This window comes from Paraclostridium bifermentans (genome assembly GCF_019916025.1).
Classification (GTDB): Bacteria; Bacillota; Clostridia; order Peptostreptococcales; family Peptostreptococcaceae; genus Paraclostridium; species Paraclostridium bifermentans.
The window spans coordinates 812,753-835,385 of sequence record NZ_CP079737.1 but is presented as its reverse complement, the minus strand read 5'-3'; the positions used below and the strand labels follow the sequence as shown (position 1 = coordinate 835,385).

Here is a 22,633-nt window from a genome sequence, read left to right as displayed (position 1 = left end):
ACTATTTTTAATTCTATTCGTTTTCATATTTTTCTATAGACGGTAAATCCTCTAGCTTTTCTATATTTAATAATTTTAAAAACTCATTAGTAGTTTTATAAATTATAGGTTTACCAATTCTATCTAATCTTCCAGCTTCATATATAAGGTCATTTTCAAGAAGCGTTTGTATAACTTTATCACTTTTAACACCTCTTATTTCTTCTATCTCAACCTTTGTTACAGGCTGCTTATATGCAATAATTGTTAAAGTTTCTAGAGTTGCTTGGCTTAAAGTTTTCTTTCTTTTTGGCTCTAATATATTTTTTACAAATTCTGAGTACTCTTTATTTGTACACATTTGATATTTATCTTGTAATTTAATAATTTGAATACCTCTGTTATTTTCTTTATACTCTTCAATTAAACTATTTAACATTATCTCAATTTCTTTAGAAGAAAGTTCCTCATTTATAGCATTATTTAAATCTTTTATACTTATAGGTTCACTATATGCAAACATTATAGCTTCTATAATATTTTTTATTTCATCACGTCTCATATTAACTCTCCATATTCCTCTTTATTAAGATATCTTCAAAGAATAAGTCTTGAACAACCATTATTTCATTTGTTTTTATAAGTTCTAAAACCGATAAGAAAGTTGCTATTATTTCATCTTTTTCATATGTATCTATCAGATTTGTAAACCTTATATTTTCTTTTTCTTTCATGATATCTCTAACATAGTGCATCTTTTCTTCTACAGATATAATACGAGTTCTAACAATTTTGTTTAACTTTTCATCTTTTACTTCTTCTAATTCATCTTTTTTTACTTTTAATATATGAGGAAGTATTTTTACTATAGAGTCTAGAGATATTGTTTCTAAGTCTAAATTTTCTTCAACTACTATCTCTTCTTTCTTTCTATAAAATACATCTTCTATGTAAGTAACATTGGTTTTTAAATCTTCTGTAGCATTTTTAAACTTTTTATACTCTACAAGCTTTTCCATAAGTTCAAGTCTAGGGTCTTCCTCTTCTTCATCATTTCTTTGCTTGTATAGTAAGTATTTAGATTTTATTTGTAAAAGCTTCGATGCCATTATTATAAATTCACTTGCTATTTCTAAATCAAATTCTTCTAGCATATCTAAATAAGCTAGATATTGTTTAGTTATCTCTATTATAGATATATCCTTTATATCTATTTTATGCTTTGCTATAAGATCATATAAAAGATCTAGAGGCCCTTCATACACCTTAAGTTGTACACTATATTTCATAAATTACCTCGGTTTTTAGTATAAATTTACCATTTAAATTATAAATGTAGCCACTATACTATATAATACATTTACTATAGGATTTAATATTATTAAATGGAAATTAGTTAATATTAAAAGTATAAATATAAATGTACTCATACTTTCATACTTATACGCAACATCATAATATTTAAGTGGTATAAATGTAGATATTATTCCCCATCCATCAAGTGGTGGCAATGGTAATAGGTTAAATGCTGCAAATCCTATACAATACGAAACTATAGCATTAAATATAATTAGTACTGCTTCAATATTCGCAAATCTCATAAGGTTTGCAAATATTATAGCAGTCAACAGATTAAATGCTGGTCCTGCTAAAGAAACTATTAAATTCCCAACCTTATAATTTTTAAAATTATTTGGATTTACAGGAACTGGCTTTGCCCACCCAAATCTTGCAATTATAAGCATTATAAGTCCTAATGGATCCAGATGTTTTAATGGATCTAACGTCATTCTTCCGCTCATTTTTGCAGTATCATCTCCTAGAAGATGAGCTACATATGCATGTCCAAATTCATGAACAGATATAGCAACTGCTATTCCTACTGCAGTTACCAAAAACTGACTTAACATATTCATTCAATTTTCTCCTATTTTTTAAGTTTTAATATTATTATAACAATATCTATGTTTATAATCAAATCATCATTTATAAAATTCATTTAGCTAAATCCAATACTTATATTATTTAATAAAGTAAAAAAGACCTAGTTTATCTAGGCCTTTTAAAACATGTTGTCTATTACTCTTTCAAACATTCTAAAGTAACTTGCTTTATTTATATCTTTTTCATTTACAAGATCAACTTTACCTACTTGATTATTTCCTTTATAAATGTTTATAGTTCCTAATTTAGTACCTTTTTTAACTGGCATTTTTATATTTTCACTAACTTGTATTTTCTTAGTAAAATCTTTACTTTCACCTTTTTTGATAAGAGCTGTCAAATCGTCTTTTGCAACTAAGTTAACTTTATTTTCTTCAGCTTTATCTAATTTTAGTGTAGCTATAGCATCTCCTTTAGAGCATAATTTAACACTTTCATAGTTTGCAAATCCATAACTTAAAAGAGATGATGCATCTTTAAATCTTTCTTGTGTTGTAGGAGCACCTAAAGTAGCTGCAACTAAATGAGTCTCTCCTCTTTTCGCTGATGCTGATAGACAATATTTTGCTTCTTGAGTAAATCCTGTTTTTACACCAGTTGCTCCTTGATAGTGTTTTATCATTTTATTAGTATTAGCAAGACCTATTGATACTTGCTTTTTACCAACTACTATTTTGTCCATCCATGTTGTTAGATATTTAGTTATTTTCTCATGCTTTAATAATTCTTTAGACATTAAAGCTATATCATGTGCTGATGTATAGTGATTGTCTACAGGTAATCCGTTTGTATTAGCAAAATGAGTATCTTTCATTCCCAATTCTTTTGCTTTATCATTCATCATACCAACAAACTCTTCTTCACTTCCTCCTATGAACTCAGCCATAGCTACACATGCATCGTTTGCAGAAGCAACTGCGATACCTTTTAGTAAATCATCAACCTTTTGAGTTTCTCCTGGTTCTAAGAAAATCTGACTTCCACCCATTTCCGATGCTCTTTCACTTATTTGAACCTGGTCATCTAACTTTATCTTTCCACTATCTAAAGCTTCAACTGCAAGTAACATTGTCATTACTTTTGTAACACTTGCTGGAGGAAGTTTCTCATGTGAATTTTTTTCAAATAATATTTGTCCACTTCCTACATCCATTAGTATAGCTGATTTAGATGATAATTCCATAGATGTATTAGCTTTTTTATCATCTGCAAAAGCTGTAAAGCTAAAAGACATAAAAACCATCATAATAGCTAAAACTACACTAGTAAATCGTCTCATTAATTTCACCTCTTGATGTTTTATTTGATACTATTTTTTCACATTTTGCCTAAATTTATGCGAGTATTTTAATAAACATCAATTATATGGTTTTTATATGGTTTTGTTTACCAAATAATTCTTTACAATTATATAGTATATGCAAGCTTCATTAAAGTTTTTTATATCCATTCCCAATATATCTTTAATTTTTTCTAGTCTATATATTAACGTATTTCTATGCAAATATATATTGTTAGATGTCTTTGATATGTTAAATCCATTTTCTATAAAAGCTATTCCAGTTTCTAAAACTAAATTATCTATCTTATAAATTAAATTATAATCAAATAAATTTTTATATATAATATCAGTTCCACATATCTCAATCATGTTATATAAAGCTAAATCAAATATATCAAAATATTTCCTATCACTATTTTCAATTGCTATGTATTTTTTTAATTTTTCAGTCAAATCTAGCTTAATATCAAACTCATCTTTACTTTTAATTTGCCCTAAATTTATTATGTATGTCTTTTCATAAGATTCAGTCTCTATGATTTGAGGAGTATCCTTATTTATTAAGTCTATATTATTTGTATTTAATATAAAATTTCCTTTATAGTTTACTATATTAACATCTTCATATAGAGTCGTTAAAATCTCATTTAGTAAAGTCTTATTTACATTCTTTTGATATATCAAATAAAAATTGCCTTTTAAATTATTAATATTATTCTCTTCTATAAGTTCAATAACATACTTTTGATTGTCCCAAACTACAACTTGATGATTTTCTTTTAAAATATCATTTTTATTATATTTGTATAAATTAATCTTTTTCCCCAATTGACTTTCAAAAAACTCTATTAAATCCTTCACCATCCCACCTCTTATTTTTTAGTTTACTTATATCTATTATAAAACAAAAGCTGAGAAACCAAAATATACTCTTAGTTTCTCAGCTTTTAAATAGTTTACTATCTTATTGCATCAGTAGTTTCTTTATCAAATAGATGAACTTTATTTTTATCTAGAGCTAATTTTAAGTTCTGACCGTATTTAACATTGTATCTTGAATCAAATCTTGAAGTTATACTCTTACCTCCAACAGTTAAGTATGCATATACTTCTGCCCCCATAAGCTCACTTATCTCTACTGTAGCATTAAATATTGTATCTTGGCTGTTATCTATAAATATATCTTCTATATGAATGTCTTCTGGTCTTATTCCTAATACAACTTCTTTACCTATATAACCATTTTTCTTTAATATATCTGCTTTTATTTTGTCTAATGCTATTTTAAAGTCTTTAGCATTTGCGAAAACAACATTATTTTCTTCAGATATATTACAATCTATTAAGTTCATTTGAGGAGCTCCTATAAATCCTGCAACGAACATATTATCTGGATTATCATATACATGTTGTGGAGTATCTATTTGTTGAATAACTCCGTCTTTCATTATAACTATTCTATCAGCCATAGTCATAGCTTCTACTTGGTCATGTGTTACATATATAAATGTTGTTCCAAGCTTTTTGTGTAACTTTGTAATTTCTGTTCTCATTGCAGTTCTAAGCTTAGCATCTAAGTTTGATAGTGGTTCATCCATTAAGAATACCTTAGGATTTCTTACTATCGCTCTTCCTAGCGCAACCCTTTGTCTTTGTCCACCTGATAATGCTTTTGGTTTTCTATCTAAGACTTTTTCTAAATCTAGTATTCTTGCAGCTTCTCTAACTTTAGAATCTATTTCAGCTTTTGGCATCTTTCTTAGTTTAAGCGCAAATGCCATATTCTCATATACGCTTAGATGCGGATATAATGCATAATTTTGGAAAACCATAGCTATATCTCTATCTTTTGGTGCTACATCGTTTACTATTTTATTTCCTATATATAACTCTCCTGATGATATTTCCTCAAGACCAGCTATCATTCTAAGTGTTGTAGACTTTCCACAACCAGATGGCCCTACTAAAACAACAAATTCTTTATCGTCTATATCTATATTTACATCTTTTACAGCTTCATAACCATTATCATACGACTTCCCTATATTTTTTAAAATTACCTCTGCCATTTTTAATCTCCCCCAAACCATATTTAATATAGTTTAAGTATATATTAAAAACGTTTTCACACATATAGTCATATTGTCTAAATAATTTCATTCAATTTGTACAAGAAGTCCTGTTTATTTGTAATCTTCATATACTGCCGATGCTAAAATTTTATTTATTTTATCCATCATTGTTGTAAATTTTTGTTCACATTCTAAATAACTTTTTAAATCTTTATTAGCAGATATTTGCTTCTTTAAATCTTGTGACATCTTTAATGTTTTACTATCTAATTTTACCCCTCTTAATTTTTTCGATCTTATATCCATTTCAATTTTTTTATGATTATTTAAAATTAATTCATAGTTTGGATTAGATCTTACGACTTTCATATACTTTCTAAATTCTTTATACTCTTTACTGTCCTTTATATCACTTGCAAGTTTTGTAGTACTTTCATATACCCCCATGCTTTTCCTCCTAAAAAAAAGATTGAATATAATATATTATATTCAATCTTTCTGTTTTATACCTCCATTATAATAGGAAGTATCATAGGATTTCTCTTAGTTCTTTGATATAAGTACTCTTTTAAGTTATCCTTTATATTATTTTTTAAGTAAGCCCATTCTTTTATATGACTTTGCTCACAAGCTATTAAAACATTCTTTATAACAGTTTTAGCTCCATCCATTAAGTCTTCAGATTCTCTTACATATACAAATCCTCTAGATATTATATCTGGCCCTGCTAAAACTTTTCCATCTTCTTTAGATATTGTAACTACAACTATCATTAATCCATCTTCTGATAGATGCTTTCTATCTCTTAAAACTATATTTCCTACATCTCCAACTCCAAGTCCATCAACTAATACATTTCCAGTTGGAACATGTGATGCAACTTTTGCTGAAGTTTTATCTAATTCTAAAACTTCACCTGTTTTCATCACAAATATATTTTGACTTGGCATACCTAAATCTTCTGCTACCTCTGCATGTTTCTTTAACATTCTGAACTCACCATGAGCAGGCATAAAGAACTTAGGAGCTACTAATCTGTGCATTAATTTTAATTCTTCTTGTCTAGCATGACCTGAAACGTGTATATCCGCTGCATCATCATAAACAACTTCTGCACCTTTTTCAAATAAACAGTTTACAACTTTAGAAATAAGTTTTTCATTCCCTGGTATTGGATGTGCTGATATTATTACTAAATCACCTTGTCTTATTTCTACTTTTTTATGTTCAGCTGATGCCATTCTAGCAAGTGCTGACATAGGCTCTCCTTGAGATCCAGTTGTTATTATAACTAATTCATTATCTTCATATCTATGAATATCATTTAAATCTATTATCATTTCATCATCTATGTCTATATAGCCTAATTCTCTTGCTACACCCATAACATTAACCATAGATCTTCCTGATACAGCAACTTTTCTTCCAAATTTTTGAGCAGCATTAACAATTTGTTGTAATCTGTGTATATTAGAAGCAAATGTTGCAACTATTATTCTGCTGTTGTTAGCCTTTGCAAATAATCCATCAAGTCCTGTTCCTACAGTTCTTTCTGATGGGTTATATCCTGGTCTTTCAATGTTTGTACTATCAGCAAGCATTAATAATACACCTTTTTTGCTTAATTCACATATTCTTTGAAAATTCATTACTTCTCCATCTATAGGAGTTAGGTCTATTTTAAAGTCACCTGTATGGAATATTATCCCTTGGTCAGTATGAACTGCTATTGCACAAGCATCTGGTATACTATGATTTACTTTTAAAAACTCTACTTCAAAGTTTTTAAGATTTATAGCTTGACCTGGAGTTATAACATTTAAATTTACATTATTTAATTTGTGTTCTTTTAATTTTACTTGTATAAGCCCAACCGTTAACTTAGAAGCATATACTGGAACATTTATCTTTTTTAATACATATGGTAATGCTCCGATATGGTCCTCATGACCATGAGTTATAAATATTCCCTTAACTCTGTCCTTATTCTTCACTAAGTAAGTTACATCTGGTATAACTATATCTACCCCTAGCATCTCTTCTTCTGGAAAACTTAACCCTGAATCTATAACGATAATTTCATCTTTATATTCAATGACAGTCATGTTTTTTCCGATTTCGTTTAGCCCACCCAGAGCCATAACTTTAATTTTATTCAAACTCTTTTTGAACAATTGCATCATCTCCTTTTGTCCTAACTTTTCGCACTTTTTAAATCTCACTCTTTAAACGTTCCTTAACGAACATACAAATAATATCAAATCACGCACTCTTTACCAGTTATTATAATTGTATCACAAGTTGAAGTATATTTTAAGATATATTTAAAATACATTTACCGTATTGTTTTGACAAACTATAATTATTTTGCTATTCTCAAAATATAATATTTTGGGGAGGTTATAATGCGTGGTAAAACTCATTTCACTATAGGTATTTTGGCTTCACTGCAAGCTTCTATCCTATTTAATAAGCCAATTTCTCTAATGAATATTGGAATCTGTTCATTATTTTCAATATTACCCGATTTAGACACGTCAAACTCCGTTATATCTAATACACTTTTAAATCATCATACATCTAAAAAGATTTATAAGATTATTGTTTATACATTAGATATATTAATTTTTTTAATATCTTTAAAAATAAATGAAAATTTTTTCATAAGTTCAGTAATAACATTTATAGCAATAATAATATTAGAAGCTAAAATTAATCATGGCTTTTTAAGAAAGCTATTTTTATCTCTAATATTTTTACTTTTAGCAATTTGCATATATTTAGCTAATGGTAAATTCTATTTTATTCTATTTAACATTGTTTTAGCTTCTTTTCCTTGGTTAAAACACAGGAAATTATCACATAGTATTTTAGCAATCTTAATCATAAGTTTTTTACTTAAACAAATTGAGTTATTAACTAATATATCAAATTTATGCTTTTTTGGAACTATCGGATATGCATCTCATTTATTTTTAGGAGATTTATTTACAAAATCAGGAATACCACTTTTTTATCCTATCAGTGAAAAGAAATTTTCTCTTGGATTTTTAAGAGTTGGAGGGCGTTTAAGCAATATATTAGAAATTCTATTTATATTAATACTAATATTATGTATTTTGTTAACTCTATCAAAATTTTAAGCCCCAATAAGGGGCTCATCTTTACTTACAGGATTCGCATAAACCATAAAATTTAAGATCGTGGTCTATTATGCTAAAATTATATAATTTTTGTATTTCCAGTTCTATAGAATCTAGTAAATCTTCTTTTACCTCTATTATCTTCCCACAGTTTTTACATATTAAATGATGATGATTGTGTGCATCAGAGTCATCTAAATCGATTTCATATCTTATGCATCCATCATCTAAGTTTAATTTAGAAATTGCACCAACTTCATCTAGTAATTGCATCGTTCTATAAACTGTAGCAAGTCCTATTTCTGGACAATCAACTCTTACTAGGTCATATATTTCTTCACTACTTAAATGTTCATCCTTATGCTTTAGTAACGTCTCTACAATAGCTCTTCTTTGAGGAGTTATTTTAAATCCCGTTTCCTTTAACTTTTCCTTTAATATATCCATTTGATTCATTTTACATTTACCGCCTTCATTTTCAAATGATAATCTTTATTAATTATTGTACTCCATTATTCTCCTTTTGTCAATATAACAGCAAATTTACGCTTATATTAATTAAATAAAAGTAAAGGTTTTAAACCTTTACTTTTATAATAATACCCAAAGTTTATAAGTTTTAAATAAATTTTATTTATTATAAATAAAATTATTTAAAACTTTTAAATTTTCTGTCTTATCCCACTTAACTACAAAGCTATTGTCTTTTTTAAGCCTTCCAGATTCTCTATACTCTGCAACTGGAAATTCCATTTGGTCTAATTCATAATTATACAATTCTTTAGATGTCATAGCTATTGTAATAAGCTTTGATATAGGTAAATTTACATCTACATAAGGCATCATTTCTTTTATAACCTTTGGATAACTAGTTACAGGAAGTTCTACTAGTTTATTAGCTATACTTTTTAATACATCTCTTTGTCTTTTATCTCTTTCATATATACTATCAATTTGTCTTATTCTAGCATAAGCTAATGCTTGATATCCATTTAGTAATTGGTTACCTTCAAATCTTATAAATTGGGGTTCTTCCCCTTTATCTTTTGCTACCTTAAAAGAGTTTACTATTATATCATTTAAATGTTCTATTTCATTTTTATGAATATTTACTTCAACACCACCTAAAGTATCAACTAGATCTATAAAAGAATTAAAGTTTACAGCCACATATCCATCTAAATCTATATTCAGATTTTTTTCTATAGTCTCTAGTAATAACTTAGATTTTCCATATGCATATGCGTGAGTTAATTTTTCATACCCATGTCCAGGAATATTTACTAGCGTATCTCTTGCTAATGAAGTTAGTTTTAAATTTTTATTATCTTTATCTATAGTAAGAATTATCATTGAATCTGATCTTCCTACCTTATCAAAACCACTTGAGTCACTTCCTATTAGCAATATATTAGATACGTTTTTATTTTTTTCTTGAGTATTTTTATCTAAATTTTCTTGTTGCACACTACTTTTACTATTATTAATTTTAGCTGTTTCTACAGATTTACTATAATTATTTAACGCATATATATTACTTAAAGTAGATGTAATCACAACAATAGCACTCAATACTACACAATACTTTTTAAATTTATTCATATTTCATTGCCCCTTATACTTTCATTAACTTTATTTTATCCATATAAATAAATTTAAATCTTAATTTATAAAATTTTAGAGTATCTTATAAATTAGGTAATACGTCAAATATCATAGTTTTTATAGTTGCAAAAAACTCTCTTGCGTAATAAACTGGCACAAACTTACTTATAGATTTACTAGTGTAGAAATTAACATTTCCATATCCATTTACTTTGGCTAATATAAAACTCCTAAAGCTGTGAAAATCAGTAGTTACAACCTTTACATTAAGATTTTTTATATCTTTATTACTATTTTTTTCTATTTTTTCTTTACTGTATTTAAAGTTTTCATATGTATTTGTAGACTTATCTTCTAGTATTATTTTATTTTTATTTACACCATGTTCTACTAAATAATTTTCCATAGCTTTTGCCTCTGAAAGTTTTTCATCACTTCCTTTTCCTCCAGATACAACAACATAACAATCATCTTTACTATCATCTAAATACTTAATAGCTTTATCAAGTCGCCCTCTTAATGTTAAACTTGGCTTAGTATTTTTAACTGATGCACCTAGTACAATCAAATAATCACATTTTTCCTTCTCATTATTTTTCGGAAAAAATATTAATACAGACTCTACTATTAAAAATATTGATAGAATTATAGTTAAAAATATTTTAATTGCATTCTTTAATTTTTTATTAATATGTATTTTGTTTTTTACAAAATGATATATTATAAGCGAAATACCTATAACTAAAAAGAAACTTCCAAAGGCCATTCCTCCATAAAATAATTCTAGATAACTAAAGTAACATACCCCTAATATCCCTACTAATATATCTATATATTTAATCATCTAACTCCTCCTATGTAAAATTCACTTCATTTAAAGCGTAAAAAGGGAGCACCTTAAAGGATACTCCCATTTATAAACTATACAATTTTAATATTAACTATTCTTCGTCGAAGTTTAATCCTTCTTCTTCCATTAAAGTATTGTATACAGCTACAACTGTCTCATACTCTTCGTCATTTTCAAGTGGAGTTAATATATCTCCCTCTTCATCTGTATCAATTCTAAATATTAAAGCTTCTTCAGCATCATTATCTTCTAAAGGCATAAGTATTGCATATTCTTTTCCTTCTGCTTCTAAAGTTAATATTATTTCAAATTGTATTTCATTTCCATCTTGGTCTATTAAGTTTACTATGTTTTCTTGCATGTATATCACCTCAAATTTAATTATTTAAATATATTATAACTTATATCATTGTTATTTTACATAGATTTTAGAAAATTCTTTTACTATCTAAATAACCTTGTAAAATTATTACTGCCGCAAGCATATCAATTACTTTTTTTCTTTTTTCTCTTCTAACGTCAGCTTCTATTAAAGATCTTTCTGCTGCAACTGTAGATAATCTCTCATCCCAGTATTCTATTTTCATACCCGTTTCTTGTTCTAATAACTCACAAAACTTTATAACTTTTTCACCTTGTGGTCCTAATGTTCCATTCATATTTTTAGGAAGTCCTGAAACTATCTTATTAACTTGTCTTTCTTTTATAATAGCTTTTAATTCCTCTATATCTTTTTTCTTTCCAACTCTTCTTACAGTCTTAACTCCTTGTGCCGTAATTCCCATAAGGTCACTAACTGCAACTCCTATAGTTTTATCTCCTACGTCAAGACCCATTATTCTTCCGTCTAATATCATTTAATTCTCCTCGGTCAACCAAATTTAATAATTATTCACTATATGTATATACTATATTCTTATTGTACTCTAATTTCAACACATTATGTACAGAAAAAATTAACCTAGATATTATTTTTTTAATATCTAGGTTAATATTATACTACTCTTTATCAAAAATCATCATATTTACACTCATAACCAATATTGGTATTAATATATAAATAGATGCTGTTCCAGCCGCAACTATTCCTGAATCATTAAAAATTAAAGTAACTATACATCCTACTGTTGTTGCTACAAATCCCTTAAATATATAAGGATATTTTTCTGACAACTTTTTAAAATGATTAGCAGGTTTAAAAATAAACTTAGTCATATATCCAGCAACTACTAAAGCTGCAACAATTAATATATTGCTAGTTGCAATATCTACATTCATTTGTATCTTTCTAGTAAATGTTTGAATTATAGCAATTGGCCCATTTACAGATATCTGGTTTACAAATCCAGATAAATGAGACTGGCTTTTAGAAACTACATCTAGTGCAGCAAATATACAAACAATCATTACTGGCACAAGTGATAGTAATATGCTCTTTTTAAGATCCATCTTAACATCAAATGCAAGTAATAAAAATAATGTATATGCCACTGATTCTGATATTGCTCCTCCAACATTTGCTCCCATCGATGGATAAGCACTAGTTATAAGTATAATTAAAGATGCAACAACTGCAATCCATTTAGGTATTTTTTTGTAGTTCACTAATACTGACATCGCAAATATTGCACATCCTATAGTTATACCTTCATATTCATTTCCAACACCATAGTATCTAGCACCTATTATAGCATCATAACTCATTATGTTATTTTGCATTAAGTGTGTTCCAAATATAGAATCAACTACTATTACTATAATAGTAATTATAGAGAAAAATGCCATATACTTAATATCGTCCTTAAAGAAAATTTTCCCTATTAAATATAATACCAATAAGGTTCCAAATATTCCTAAGGTTATACTAGTTGGAGTTGCAAAATTAAAAATAGGCGAAACTATAAATGCTAAAGGTATCACTACCCCTAGTTTTATAAATTCTTTTAATATGCTAAAAACTAATTCTTTTTTAGGTAGTTTTTTTCTAAAGAAAATTAATAATACCGTACATATAATCCATGCTGCTGCAACTATTCCTACAGTAGTGTTTACAATAGGAGTTCTCACTCCTAGCATAGATACCATTTTATCAAATTCATGATTGATAAAACTTATATTATCTTCTTTATTAACTTCCTCAAATGCTCTTCCTACCATTTTTTCATTTTTTAGGCCAAACTTAGCAAGTATATCTACTCCTATATCTAAGTTTCCAACTACACCTTCTCTTCTTGTTGTAGCAGATTTTAAAACTCCCTTTTGAGAACCTTCAAATTTAATTACAGGAGATAGCCTTTTTTGATTTTTATAATCTGATTTACTTGGAAAAGCTGACATTATATAAATAGTATCATTTTCATCAACCATTTTGAAAACTTCTTGTAAATAATCATCTATATTTTTATAAATATTTTTTTTCATATTATTGTAAGTTTTTTCATTTAAATAATTTTTGTAATCATCTAATCTATACGTATCTCCAAGTTCAACAAATAAAACATCACTATTATCATAAAACTTTTTAGTTTCACTTTTTAGTTTGTTATAATCTGTTCTTATTCCATAGGGCATAGTGTTGTCTTTGATATTTATATTATCTACATTCCCATCATCAACTCTACCTATGTTATCCATAGCCATTAATGCTATATTTCTATTTTTTATTAGTTCTCCATTATTAACTCTATCGGCGTTACCTATAACAGATGCCCTTAATTTATGATTTGATAAAGTCTGTCCTAACGATCCAAGTACAGAACCATAAGAACCATTCTCTAAGTTCTCACTTAGAGAATGGTTTATTGTCATATCATTTATTTTCTTGGGATTGTGTCCTGTTTCAGCTTTATACGCCTTTGCATTACCTTTATTAACTTCTTCAAAGTTAATTAGGTTCTGGTTTGGCAAGGTAACTTTTCCTCCAGCACCTACAGCTGCATATGACCTTCTGTCATCTGTTCCTCTGTCACCTCTGATATTCATAAGCCCTATATAGCCTTCTTTTTCCATCTTTTTAGATAGAGAATCTATACTTAGCATATCTTCAAGGCCAGTCCTATTTAAATCAATTACTATTGCCTTGCCTTTATCATCAGCAAAACAAATGCTAGGAACAGAACTTATAAGTATCATTAAAATTGTTAATAAGGATACAATCTTTTTTTTCATAAGATTGACCTACTTTCTATTGTTCAAATAATAAGTGATAACCTCTTCTAATATTTCATCTCTTTCAAATTTCTTCATTATCCCTCTAGCATTATTGTGACTTGTTATATAACTAGAATCTCCTGAAAGTATATATCCTATAATTTGATTTATTGGGTTATATCCTTTCTCTTGAAGTGAATCATAAACTAAATCGATAGCCTCACTAACACTCATTTGTTCAGATGTTATACCTTCGAATTTCATTGTATAATCCATATTTTCATTCATACTACAACACCCCTATCTTTAATATTTATTTAAAATTATTATTTCACTTGAGTTTTTAAAACCTCTTTTGCATGATTTAAAGCTTCGTCAACCTTAGCTACATCTGGAGCTCCAGCTTGTGCCATATTAGGTCTTCCTCCACCTTTTCCTCCTGCTACTTGAGCTACTTCTCTAACTATATTTCCAGCATGAACACCTTTTTCAAGTACATCTTTAGTAGCTGTAGCAACAAAGTTTATTTTTCCTCCTGCTACATTTCCTAATACTACTACTCCAGAAGCTAACTTATCTCTTAAAGTATCTGCAGTGTTTCTAAGTGTATCCATATCCATATCTTCAAACTTAGCTGTTACTATATTTACTCCATTTATATCTGTCTTAGAGTCTAATATAGAATCTGCAGATTGTAAGCTCATTTTTGCTTTTACTTCATTTAATTCTTTAGCTAATGTCTTGTTTTCATCTAATAAGTTAGTTACTCTTGCTACTAAATTATCTTCTTTAGCTTTAACAGATGTACACACTTCATTTATTAAATCTTGCTTGTTGTTTAAGAAATAATATACTTCTTTACCAGTTATAGCTTCTATTCTTCTTACTCCTGCTGCAACTCCACCTTCAGAAAGTATCTTAAACATACCTATTTGAGAAGTGTTTGTTAAGTGAGTACCTCCACATAATTCCATAGAGAATTCTCCCATTGAAACAACTCTTACTTCATCACCATATTTTTCTCCGAATAATGCTGTTGCACCTTTTTGACCAGCTTCTGTCATACTCATAGTTTCACAAGTTATATCTAAAGCTTCAAATATAATATTATTTACTTTTTCTTCAATAAGCTTTAACTCATCTTTTGATATAGATTCAAAGTGAGTTACGTCAAATCTTAATCGTTCTGGAGTAACAAGCGATCCAGCTTGGTTTACGTGATCTCCTAAAACTTCTTTTAATACTTTATGAAGAACATGTGTAGCACTGTGGTTTCTTGCTGAAGCTAATCTAACTTCTTTATCAACCTTAGTATATACTACATCTTCAAGTTTTATAATTCCTGATTTAACTATACATACATGCTTTATAGTGTTATTTGGACCTTTTTTAGTATCTAAAACTTCTACTACTAAATCTTCGTTTTTATTAACTAAAAGACCTTTGTCTCCAACTTGTCCTCCACCTTCTGCATAAAATGCAGTTTTATCAAGAACTATTATAACTTCATCACCAACACTTGCTGAGTCTACTAATTCATTATTTTTAGCTATTCCCTTAACAGTTGATTCTATAGATAGAATATCATATCCTTCAAAATTTGTAACTATATCTTTATCTAATTTAGCTATAGCATCTTCTTTCCATGCTTCTGCATCCATATTTCCTCTTGCATCTCTAGCTGTTTGTCTTTGTTTTTCCATTTCAGCTTTGAAGCCTTCTTCATCTATTTCTAAATGTTCTTCTTCTAATATCTCTTTTGTTAAGTCAACAGGGAACCCATAAGTATCATATAATCTAAATGCATTCTCTCCACTTAAAGTTTTCTCATTTTTAGCTTTTAACTCTTCTATATATGAAGATAATATTTCATTACCTTTATCTATAGTTTCATTAAACTTTTCTTCTTCTATTCTTATAACTTTTTTAATGTAGTCAGCTTTTTCAACTAACTCTGGGTAAGCTTCTCCACTTACAGATATAACTTCATCAACTAAGTTGTATAAGAATGGATCTTTCATTCCAAGTAATTTACCATTACGAGCAGCTCTTCTTAATAATCTTCTTAATACGTATCCTCTACCTTCATTTGATGGTAAAACTCCATCCGCAACTAAGAAACTTACACTTCTTATATGATCAGTTATTATTCTTATAGATTTATCAGTTTTGTAATCTTTTCCATATGTTGAATTTGTCATTTTCTCAACAGCATTTAATATTTGCTTTATAGTATCTACATCAAATATAGTGTCAACTCCTTGCATTATACATGCAATTCTTTCAAGACCCATACCAGTATCTATGTTTTTGTTCTCTAATGGATTGTAATTTCCTTCTTCATCTTTGTTAAATTGAGAGAAAACATGGTTCCAGAATTCTAAGTATCTATCACAATCACATCCTGGTTTACAATCTGGATTATCACATCCATATTCTTCACCTCTATCAAAGTGAATTTCTGAACAAGGTCCACAAGCACCAGTTCCTATTTCCCAGAAGTTATCTTCTTTTCCAAGTCTTACTATTCTTTCTTTTGGTATACCTATTTCCTTTTCCCATATTTCAAAAGCTTCGTCATCTTCAAAGTATACACTTACCCATACTTTATCTTGAGGTATGTTTAAATGTTCTGTAACAAACTCCCATCCCCATTTTAAAGTTTCTTCTTTAAAGTAATCTCCAAAAGAGAAGTTTCCAAGCATTTCGAATAATGTAGCATGTCTAGCTGTAACCCCTACATTTTCTATATCTCCTGTTCTTACACACTTTTGACAAGTAGTCATTCTCTTACTTGGTGGAATCTCTGTTCCTGAAAAATAATTTTTAAGAGGTGCCATACCTGCATTTATTAATAATAAACTTTTATCATTATGTGGCACTAATGAATAACTTGGTTGAACTAAGTGTCCTTTTGATTCAAAGAATTTTAAAAATTTACTTCTTATTTCGTTTAATCCCATTTTTTGCATTTTAAATTTCCTCCTTAAATTTGCTACTTTTCTGTGAATTAAAAAATCCCCGCCTCTATAATACTATAGGGGCGAGGATATATCTCGCGGTACCACCCTAATTACTGTAAAAAATCTACAGTATCTTCGGAAAACCTTAAGTTATAACGGAACTACCGTCAACTCCTACTTAGTTTCAAAGTTGATACTCCAAGACTGCTTCAACTAATCTATCATAAGGGCTTTCACCTATTCCCTCTCTCTGTAATGCATCAATTAATTTACTATTTCTCTTCACTGTATTTAAAATTATTTTATTTCTATATGATTAATAGTTATATTACTAAATTTTATGAAAATAATCAATAGTTTTTTATTATAGGCTTTTTTCTATTACTCCTCCGCCTACAACTTTTTCTCCATCATACATAACAACTGATTGACCTTTAGTTATAGCTCTTTGTGGTTGATCAAATACTATTTTAAATGTATTTTCTCCAACTTTAGTTACTGTAGCATCTGATGCTTTTGCTGAATATCTAACTTTAGCTTGTACTCTTATAGGTTCGTTTATATCATCTATTGAGATTAAATTTACATCCCTAGCTATTAATGCATTTGAGAATATATCTTCATTATCACCTAATACAACTGTATTTTTAACTGGGTCTATATCAACAACAAACATAGGCTTTCCAAATGCAATTCCTAGCCCTTTTCTTTGACCTATAGTGTAATTTATTATTCCCTTATGCTTTCCTAATACATTACCATTAGTATCTACGAAAAATCCTGGATCAATTCTCTTTTTAGAATGTTTCTGTACATATCCTGCATAGTCATTATCTTTTACAAAACATATTTCTTGACTATCTGGTTTATTGTGAACTTCTATACCTATCTCTTTTGCAATCTCTCTAACTTTATCTTTTTCATACTCTCCTATAGGAAGTAAAGTATGCTCTAGTTGCTCTTGAGTTAAATTATATAATGCGTAAGTTTGGTCTTTTTTATCCGTAACAGACTTTTTAAGTAAATATCTACCTGTCTCTTCATCTTTTTCTATTTTAGCGTAATGTCCCGTAGCTACATAATCACATCCTATCTGACGAGCTTTATTAAAGAAATCATCAAATTTTATATGCTTATTACAAGCTATGCAAGGATTTGGAGTTCTTCCGTTTAAATATTCATCTATAAATGGTTCGATTACCTTCTCTTTAAATACCTCGCTAAAGTTTAATACATAAAAAGGTATCCCTATTCTATCAGCAACTTTTCTCGCATCTTCAACTGCTGCTAATGAACAACATCCACCCTCATTTTCTATAAGTTCATCATCATCGTCTTGCCATAATTTCATAGTAACACCTATTACATCATATCCTTGCTCTTTTAAAAGATACGCTGCAACAGAACTATCTACTCCACCACTCATACCGATCATTACTCTTTTTTTCATATTATCACCTCGTTCTTTATATTATATATACTTTGATATATTTTTTAAAGTATTAACTTATAGGTTATCCATTAAATCATTTGCTTTTTTGTATAAATTATGATTTTTTATAAACCCTCTATAAGTTTTTATAAACCAAATTCCAAATATTAAAACTACTATATATATAGGCCAAGCCACTATACTTATCACTGCAAATATAATGCTAATTATAACCCCAATCATTCCTATTATTATTTTTGTATCCATTATTTGAATAAAGTCAGGAAAATAGCTTATACTAAACCAACTCATTGAGCTTAAAATTAACATCCCAAATACCATTATACCCGTAAAAGCAATTGGCGGAACTATAAGTACTTTTGAAATTATTTCCAAGGGTTTCTCTAGTACTTTTCTTAATGCCCAGTTTTTACTTATATTAACCTGATTTTTAAGTTTTTTATTTGTATAATTTAAAAATTGAGTTTTATCCATTTCATTGCTCCTTTTAAAATATATACTACTATGTTTTACATAATAGTATAACATAAAATACTTAACATGTCTTTAAATGATATACCCATATTAATTCACTTATATAGTAGTCACATTTTTAAATAATACTTTTATAAAGTTCGTGTTTATGTTTAAAATTTTCTAAATTTGGTATCAATAATAGTAAACTTATTAAAAAGGAGGTGCTTAAATTACTATGGATTTTAAAAATATAAATACTTTGCCTACTTATAGCGACGATAGAGTTTGCGTCTTACTTTATAACTTTAATACAAAAGATTTAAGTATGTTGAAAAATATATGCAATCTAATAGGCTTAAAAGATCAAATAGTCCTTGTGCCTAAGAATGCTACAACTTTAGTAAAAGATATTTTAAATAATAATATAGATGAAAGTTGCGAAGATGGATTAAAGCATAACACTGTTATATTTAATAATGTAGACCATGTTAAAATTCACTCTTTTATGGAAGCTCTTAAAAAATTTAGGATACAAAGACCTTTAATTGCTGTAGTTACTGAAACTTCCATTGACTGGGAATTAAATACTGTAATACAAAACTTAATTGAAGAAAGAGAAGCCTTAAAGTCAGGGAAACCTCTTAATCACTAAATTTAAAAAGCGCCCCGCAACAAATGCTACAGGGTGCTTTTTGTTTTATTTTAAATAGTTCTAAGTCATCTTTAGTTTCATCGGTGCATAGAAAAATGCAATAGCTGATATTATCCAAAAGCTAATATTAAACTTTATAACTAATGAAGCTAAAAATGTCATTCCCATTATATTTAATGCCATTATAGACTTTGTTTTTTGATAAGTATAAAGTCTTAAATATGCATATGCATCTCTTATTAAAAAATAATAAACAATATACTTTATAGTTTCAGTTATAGTAAGTAAATATACAAATTTTATATCAACACCTAATATATTTTTCAACTGAATTACAAACAAATATGCTAATCCAAAATATACAGTAGATTTAGAACAATATATGTAATTTGCATACTGTCTAATATTTTTCAAAATGTATAATTTTCTTTTACCTTCTTCATTCAAAGACTTAATTCTATCTCCAATAAATAAACTTGCAAAATAAGTCATTATAATAGTTCCAAGAGGAAGTGTAGCTATAAACATATAAAATAAAACTTCTTTAAACCCATCACTTACAGGCCAAGGTGCTAACATAGTTTTATACTCTTTTATAAAACTAAATCCAATTAATTTAGAAAACCACACATCTATCATAACCATTATAAAGCAAGATACTATACTCAAATAAAATAAATCATCAAAGATTTTAGTCTTTTTAGTTATAACATAACCACACATAATTCCAATAATCATACTTTGACTCATACAAATTGCCGATCCTATATTCCCCATTACTAATCCCACAATTATTAAACAAGTTACCATTGCAAGTATTGTAAATTTAAAATCGCATCTTAAATATATAATTGCTATAAAAATCGGAACTATTATGTCTATGTAAAGTCCATATAAAAGTCCTGTAGATATTGCAAATATACTACAAACTATGAAAAGTGAAGACATTATAGCTGCCTCAGTCATCTTTTTTATTTCCATATACAGCCTTCTTTCTATACAAAATTCACTTATATAATTTTGCCAACGACATTACAAACCATATATGTTGATCAAGTTTATAAGTGATTTAAAATATACATATTGATACATTATAACATAGACCTTAATAAAATTCTTTATACATTAAAATAACTACAATCTAGTTTTAACCTAGATTGTAGTTATTTTAATTAAGCTTCTTTTTTATGACTTTTTAAAAATAAAGATGCTATTAATCCACATAAAGCTATTACTGCAGTTCCTATAAATAAATGCGCATATCCTTGGTTCATTGTGTATTGATAAGCATGAACTATACTAGGTTTAGCTTTATCTAAACTAATTAAATAGTTACTTTTTAACATATCAAAATTCATATTAGGATTAGATGCCATAGTATGTTGTAATCCATTAAACATAGAGTTTACAAATGACTTAACTACCTCAAATATATTTGTTACATCAGCATTTTGAAACTTATTTAGCATATCAGCTGACATATTTCCTCCACCAAAGGAAGCTCCTGGTATTGGAGGCATTACTTTTTGAATAGCCGCTGGTACATTTCTACCTGCATCAGAAACAAAATTTATAAGCAAATTAGGTGATACCGCAACCCCTATAGATCTAAGTAAGGATACAGTAGATTGCCCCATAGAAATTTCTTCTGGCTTAACTAAGCTCATCATTAAATAATTTATAGGAGTTCCCATCGTAAATCCCATACCAATTCCCATAAATACTAAACCTACTGTTAAGTTTGTAAAATTAGGATGATTTGCTGTAATAAATGCTTGGTATAAAACCCCTATTATACTTGAGCTAAATCCCAATAATAAAAGCTTTTTAACTCCATATTTATCAATAAATTTTCCACCAAGAGGTGCTGCTATTCCTGTAAACACAGCAAACAAAGTTACTATATATCCACCACTACCTCTTTTTAATTTTAATACGTTCTCTGAGAATTGAGGTAGAAATACAGTTCCCATAAGACCGCAACCAACTATAAAACTTAAAAATAAAGTTAATGCAGTCTGTTTATTTGTAAAAAATCCTAAGTTTAAAACAGGATCTTCTGCTCTTTTTTCTATATATATTACTATAGGTATAAAAACTATAGTTGTTAATAAATAAGGCCATACCTCTATTGATTTAACTGAGTTTGCAAAATCATAGAATTTTAAATTAGTTAATCCATACATTAAAGATGCTACAACTATACTTAATGCTACACATCCCCATACATCCATTTTTTTCACTTTAGAAGATTGTTTGTTTTCTTCTAATTTTAAAGATGTAAATAAAATTATTATACTTATAGGCACGTTTATTAAAAATAAGTATCCCCATCTGCTATCTCCTGCAATTGAAAGAACAAAACTTCCTAAAGTAGGTCCAAGAACTGTTGCTATCCCATATATTCCACCTACCATACCAAGAGCTGAACCTCTTTTTTCTTCTGGAAATGATGCTCCTATATAAGCAGTAGCTATTGGCATTATACCTCCACCGCCTATAGCTTGAATAACTCTTGATACTAGTAAAAATTCATAACTTCCAACTATATCAGATATTCCACAAAGCAAAGATCCAGTTGCAAATAATGAAACACAAATTATATATACTTTCTTACGCCCATAAATATCAGCCATTTTACCTGTTATCGGCATAGACACTGCATAAGCTAATGTATATATAGTTATCATCCATACACTTGCTGATTGTGATACCCCTAGACCATTTGCTATTACATTTCTTGCCGGAGATACTATCCCTGAATCCATAGCTCCCATAAAAATTCCAAGTAAAAATACTATCATAGCAATAGCTGTAGTATTTTTATTTGATTTCTCACTCATAAAAAACACTCCTCTTCATAAATCTGTTTATTTATTAATTTAAGATAATTGAAGAGTTTTGGTTCCTATTTTTAACTTATACTCATTTTAAAATATAATAAATTTAATATTATATGCTAAAACAAACACAAATTTTTTCTTTTTATAACCCCCAACTATCTCAATAATGTTCATATACCCACATTAATTAAATTTATTCATATTATTAATTAATGTGAGTTGTGTGAAATTGTGTTAATTT

Annotated in this window: 22 protein-coding genes and 1 other annotated feature; of the genes, 2 read left to right on the top strand and 20 right to left on the bottom strand. The window is 28.1% G+C overall.

The features are described 5' to 3' along the window. Positions 1–13: 13 nt before the first annotated feature. From scpB to KXZ80_RS04010, 8 genes are all read right to left on the bottom strand, one after another. The gene (gene scpB / locus KXZ80_RS04045) at positions 14–541 is read right to left on the bottom strand and encodes an SMC-Scp complex subunit ScpB (protein ID WP_021432191.1); all 528 of its coding nucleotides are present in this window, start codon (positions 539–541) and stop codon (positions 14–16) included. Between the two features lies 1 nt (position 542). Further along, the gene (locus KXZ80_RS04040) at positions 543–1,268 is read right to left on the bottom strand and encodes a segregation and condensation protein A (RefSeq protein ID WP_021432190.1); all 726 of its coding nucleotides are present in this window, start codon (positions 1,266–1,268) and stop codon (positions 543–545) included. Between the two features lie 33 nt (positions 1,269–1,301). Then, on the bottom strand, positions 1,302–1,895 hold the full coding sequence (locus tag KXZ80_RS04035) for a site-2 protease family protein (RefSeq protein ID WP_021432189.1): 594 nt from the start codon (positions 1,893–1,895) through the stop codon (positions 1,302–1,304). 146 nt (positions 1,896–2,041) lie between these two features. After that, positions 2,042–3,202, bottom strand: a complete 1,161-nt coding sequence (locus KXZ80_RS04030) for a D-alanyl-D-alanine carboxypeptidase family protein (RefSeq protein WP_021432188.1) — start codon at positions 3,200–3,202, stop codon at positions 2,042–2,044. A gap of 93 nt (positions 3,203–3,295) precedes the next feature. Beyond that, a complete protein-coding gene (locus KXZ80_RS04025) occupies positions 3,296–4,066 on the bottom strand; it encodes a helix-turn-helix domain-containing protein (protein ID WP_021432187.1) in 771 nt (256 codons plus the stop codon). A gap of 98 nt (positions 4,067–4,164) precedes the next feature. Beyond that, positions 4,165–5,274, bottom strand: coding sequence for an ABC transporter ATP-binding protein (locus KXZ80_RS04020; protein ID WP_021432186.1), 1,110 nt, complete (start codon positions 5,272–5,274; stop codon positions 4,165–4,167). 114 nt (positions 5,275–5,388) lie between these two features. After that, the gene (locus tag KXZ80_RS04015; protein ID WP_021432185.1) at positions 5,389–5,724 is read right to left on the bottom strand and encodes a YlbF family regulator; all 336 of its coding nucleotides are present in this window, start codon (positions 5,722–5,724) and stop codon (positions 5,389–5,391) included. Positions 5,725–5,780: 56 nt separating this feature from the next. Next, positions 5,781–7,457, bottom strand: coding sequence for a ribonuclease J (locus KXZ80_RS04010; protein WP_119472422.1), 1,677 nt, complete (start codon positions 7,455–7,457; stop codon positions 5,781–5,783). Positions 7,458–7,682: 225 nt separating this feature from the next. Between KXZ80_RS04010 and KXZ80_RS04005 the strand changes: the two genes are divergently transcribed. After that, positions 7,683–8,420, top strand: a complete 738-nt coding sequence (locus tag KXZ80_RS04005; protein WP_021432183.1) for a metal-dependent hydrolase — start codon at positions 7,683–7,685, stop codon at positions 8,418–8,420. Positions 8,421–8,441: 21 nt separating this feature from the next. Here KXZ80_RS04005 and KXZ80_RS04000 read toward each other — a convergent pair whose 3' ends face one another. The 10 genes from KXZ80_RS04000 to KXZ80_RS03955 all read right to left on the bottom strand — a co-directional run bounded on the left by KXZ80_RS04000 (position 8,442) and on the right by KXZ80_RS03955 (position 18,915). After that, on the bottom strand, positions 8,442–8,876 hold the full coding sequence (locus KXZ80_RS04000) for a Fur family transcriptional regulator (protein WP_025161654.1): 435 nt from the start codon (positions 8,874–8,876) through the stop codon (positions 8,442–8,444). A gap of 174 nt (positions 8,877–9,050) precedes the next feature. Beyond that, positions 9,051–10,022, bottom strand: a complete 972-nt coding sequence (locus KXZ80_RS03995) for an LCP family protein (protein WP_021432182.1) — start codon at positions 10,020–10,022, stop codon at positions 9,051–9,053. Positions 10,023–10,107: 85 nt separating this feature from the next. After that, positions 10,108–10,869: a YdcF family protein gene (locus KXZ80_RS03990; RefSeq protein ID WP_021432181.1), complete on the bottom strand. Its 762-nt coding sequence runs from the start codon at positions 10,867–10,869 to the stop codon at positions 10,108–10,110. Between the two features lie 97 nt (positions 10,870–10,966). Further along, positions 10,967–11,236 carry a DUF1292 domain-containing protein gene (locus KXZ80_RS03985; protein WP_021429862.1) on the bottom strand — a complete coding sequence of 90 codons (270 nt, stop codon included), beginning with the start codon at positions 11,234–11,236 and terminating at the stop codon, positions 10,967–10,969. A gap of 67 nt (positions 11,237–11,303) precedes the next feature. Further along, complete coding sequence (gene ruvX, locus KXZ80_RS03980; RefSeq protein WP_082435329.1) at positions 11,304–11,729, bottom strand: Holliday junction resolvase RuvX; 426 nt, start codon at positions 11,727–11,729, stop codon at positions 11,304–11,306. 145 nt (positions 11,730–11,874) lie between these two features. Further along, complete coding sequence (locus tag KXZ80_RS03975) at positions 11,875–14,043, bottom strand: hypothetical protein (RefSeq protein WP_021432179.1); 2,169 nt, start codon at positions 14,041–14,043, stop codon at positions 11,875–11,877. 9 nt (positions 14,044–14,052) lie between these two features. Next, positions 14,053–14,313: an IreB family regulatory phosphoprotein gene (locus tag KXZ80_RS03970; RefSeq protein ID WP_021429857.1), complete on the bottom strand. Its 261-nt coding sequence runs from the start codon at positions 14,311–14,313 to the stop codon at positions 14,053–14,055. A gap of 38 nt (positions 14,314–14,351) precedes the next feature. Continuing rightward, positions 14,352–16,997 (bottom strand): alanine--tRNA ligase, encoded by a 2,646-nt coding sequence (gene alaS / locus KXZ80_RS03965; RefSeq protein WP_021432178.1) that lies wholly within the window; start codon positions 16,995–16,997, stop codon positions 14,352–14,354. Between the two features lie 64 nt (positions 16,998–17,061). Further along, positions 17,062–17,283, bottom strand: a binding site (T-box leader). Between the two features lie 69 nt (positions 17,284–17,352). Continuing rightward, the gene (mnmA, locus tag KXZ80_RS03960; RefSeq protein WP_021429864.1) at positions 17,353–18,438 is read right to left on the bottom strand and encodes a tRNA 2-thiouridine(34) synthase MnmA; all 1,086 of its coding nucleotides are present in this window, start codon (positions 18,436–18,438) and stop codon (positions 17,353–17,355) included. Positions 18,439–18,495: 57 nt separating this feature from the next. Continuing rightward, positions 18,496–18,915, bottom strand: coding sequence for a hypothetical protein (locus tag KXZ80_RS03955; RefSeq protein WP_021432177.1), 420 nt, complete (start codon positions 18,913–18,915; stop codon positions 18,496–18,498). Positions 18,916–19,132: 217 nt separating this feature from the next. Between KXZ80_RS03955 and KXZ80_RS03950 the strand changes: the two genes are divergently transcribed. Then, positions 19,133–19,549, top strand: a complete 417-nt coding sequence (locus KXZ80_RS03950; protein ID WP_021432176.1) for a DUF3783 domain-containing protein — start codon at positions 19,133–19,135, stop codon at positions 19,547–19,549. 60 nt (positions 19,550–19,609) lie between these two features. Here KXZ80_RS03950 and KXZ80_RS03945 read toward each other — a convergent pair whose 3' ends face one another. Both KXZ80_RS03945 and KXZ80_RS03940 read right to left on the bottom strand, forming a co-directional pair. Further along, positions 19,610–20,530, bottom strand: coding sequence for a DUF2232 domain-containing protein (locus KXZ80_RS03945; protein WP_021432175.1), 921 nt, complete (start codon positions 20,528–20,530; stop codon positions 19,610–19,612). A 191-nt stretch (positions 20,531–20,721) separates the two neighbouring features. Next, the gene (locus KXZ80_RS03940) at positions 20,722–22,392 is read right to left on the bottom strand and encodes an MFS transporter (RefSeq protein ID WP_021432174.1); all 1,671 of its coding nucleotides are present in this window, start codon (positions 22,390–22,392) and stop codon (positions 20,722–20,724) included. Positions 22,393–22,633 lie beyond the last annotated feature (241 nt).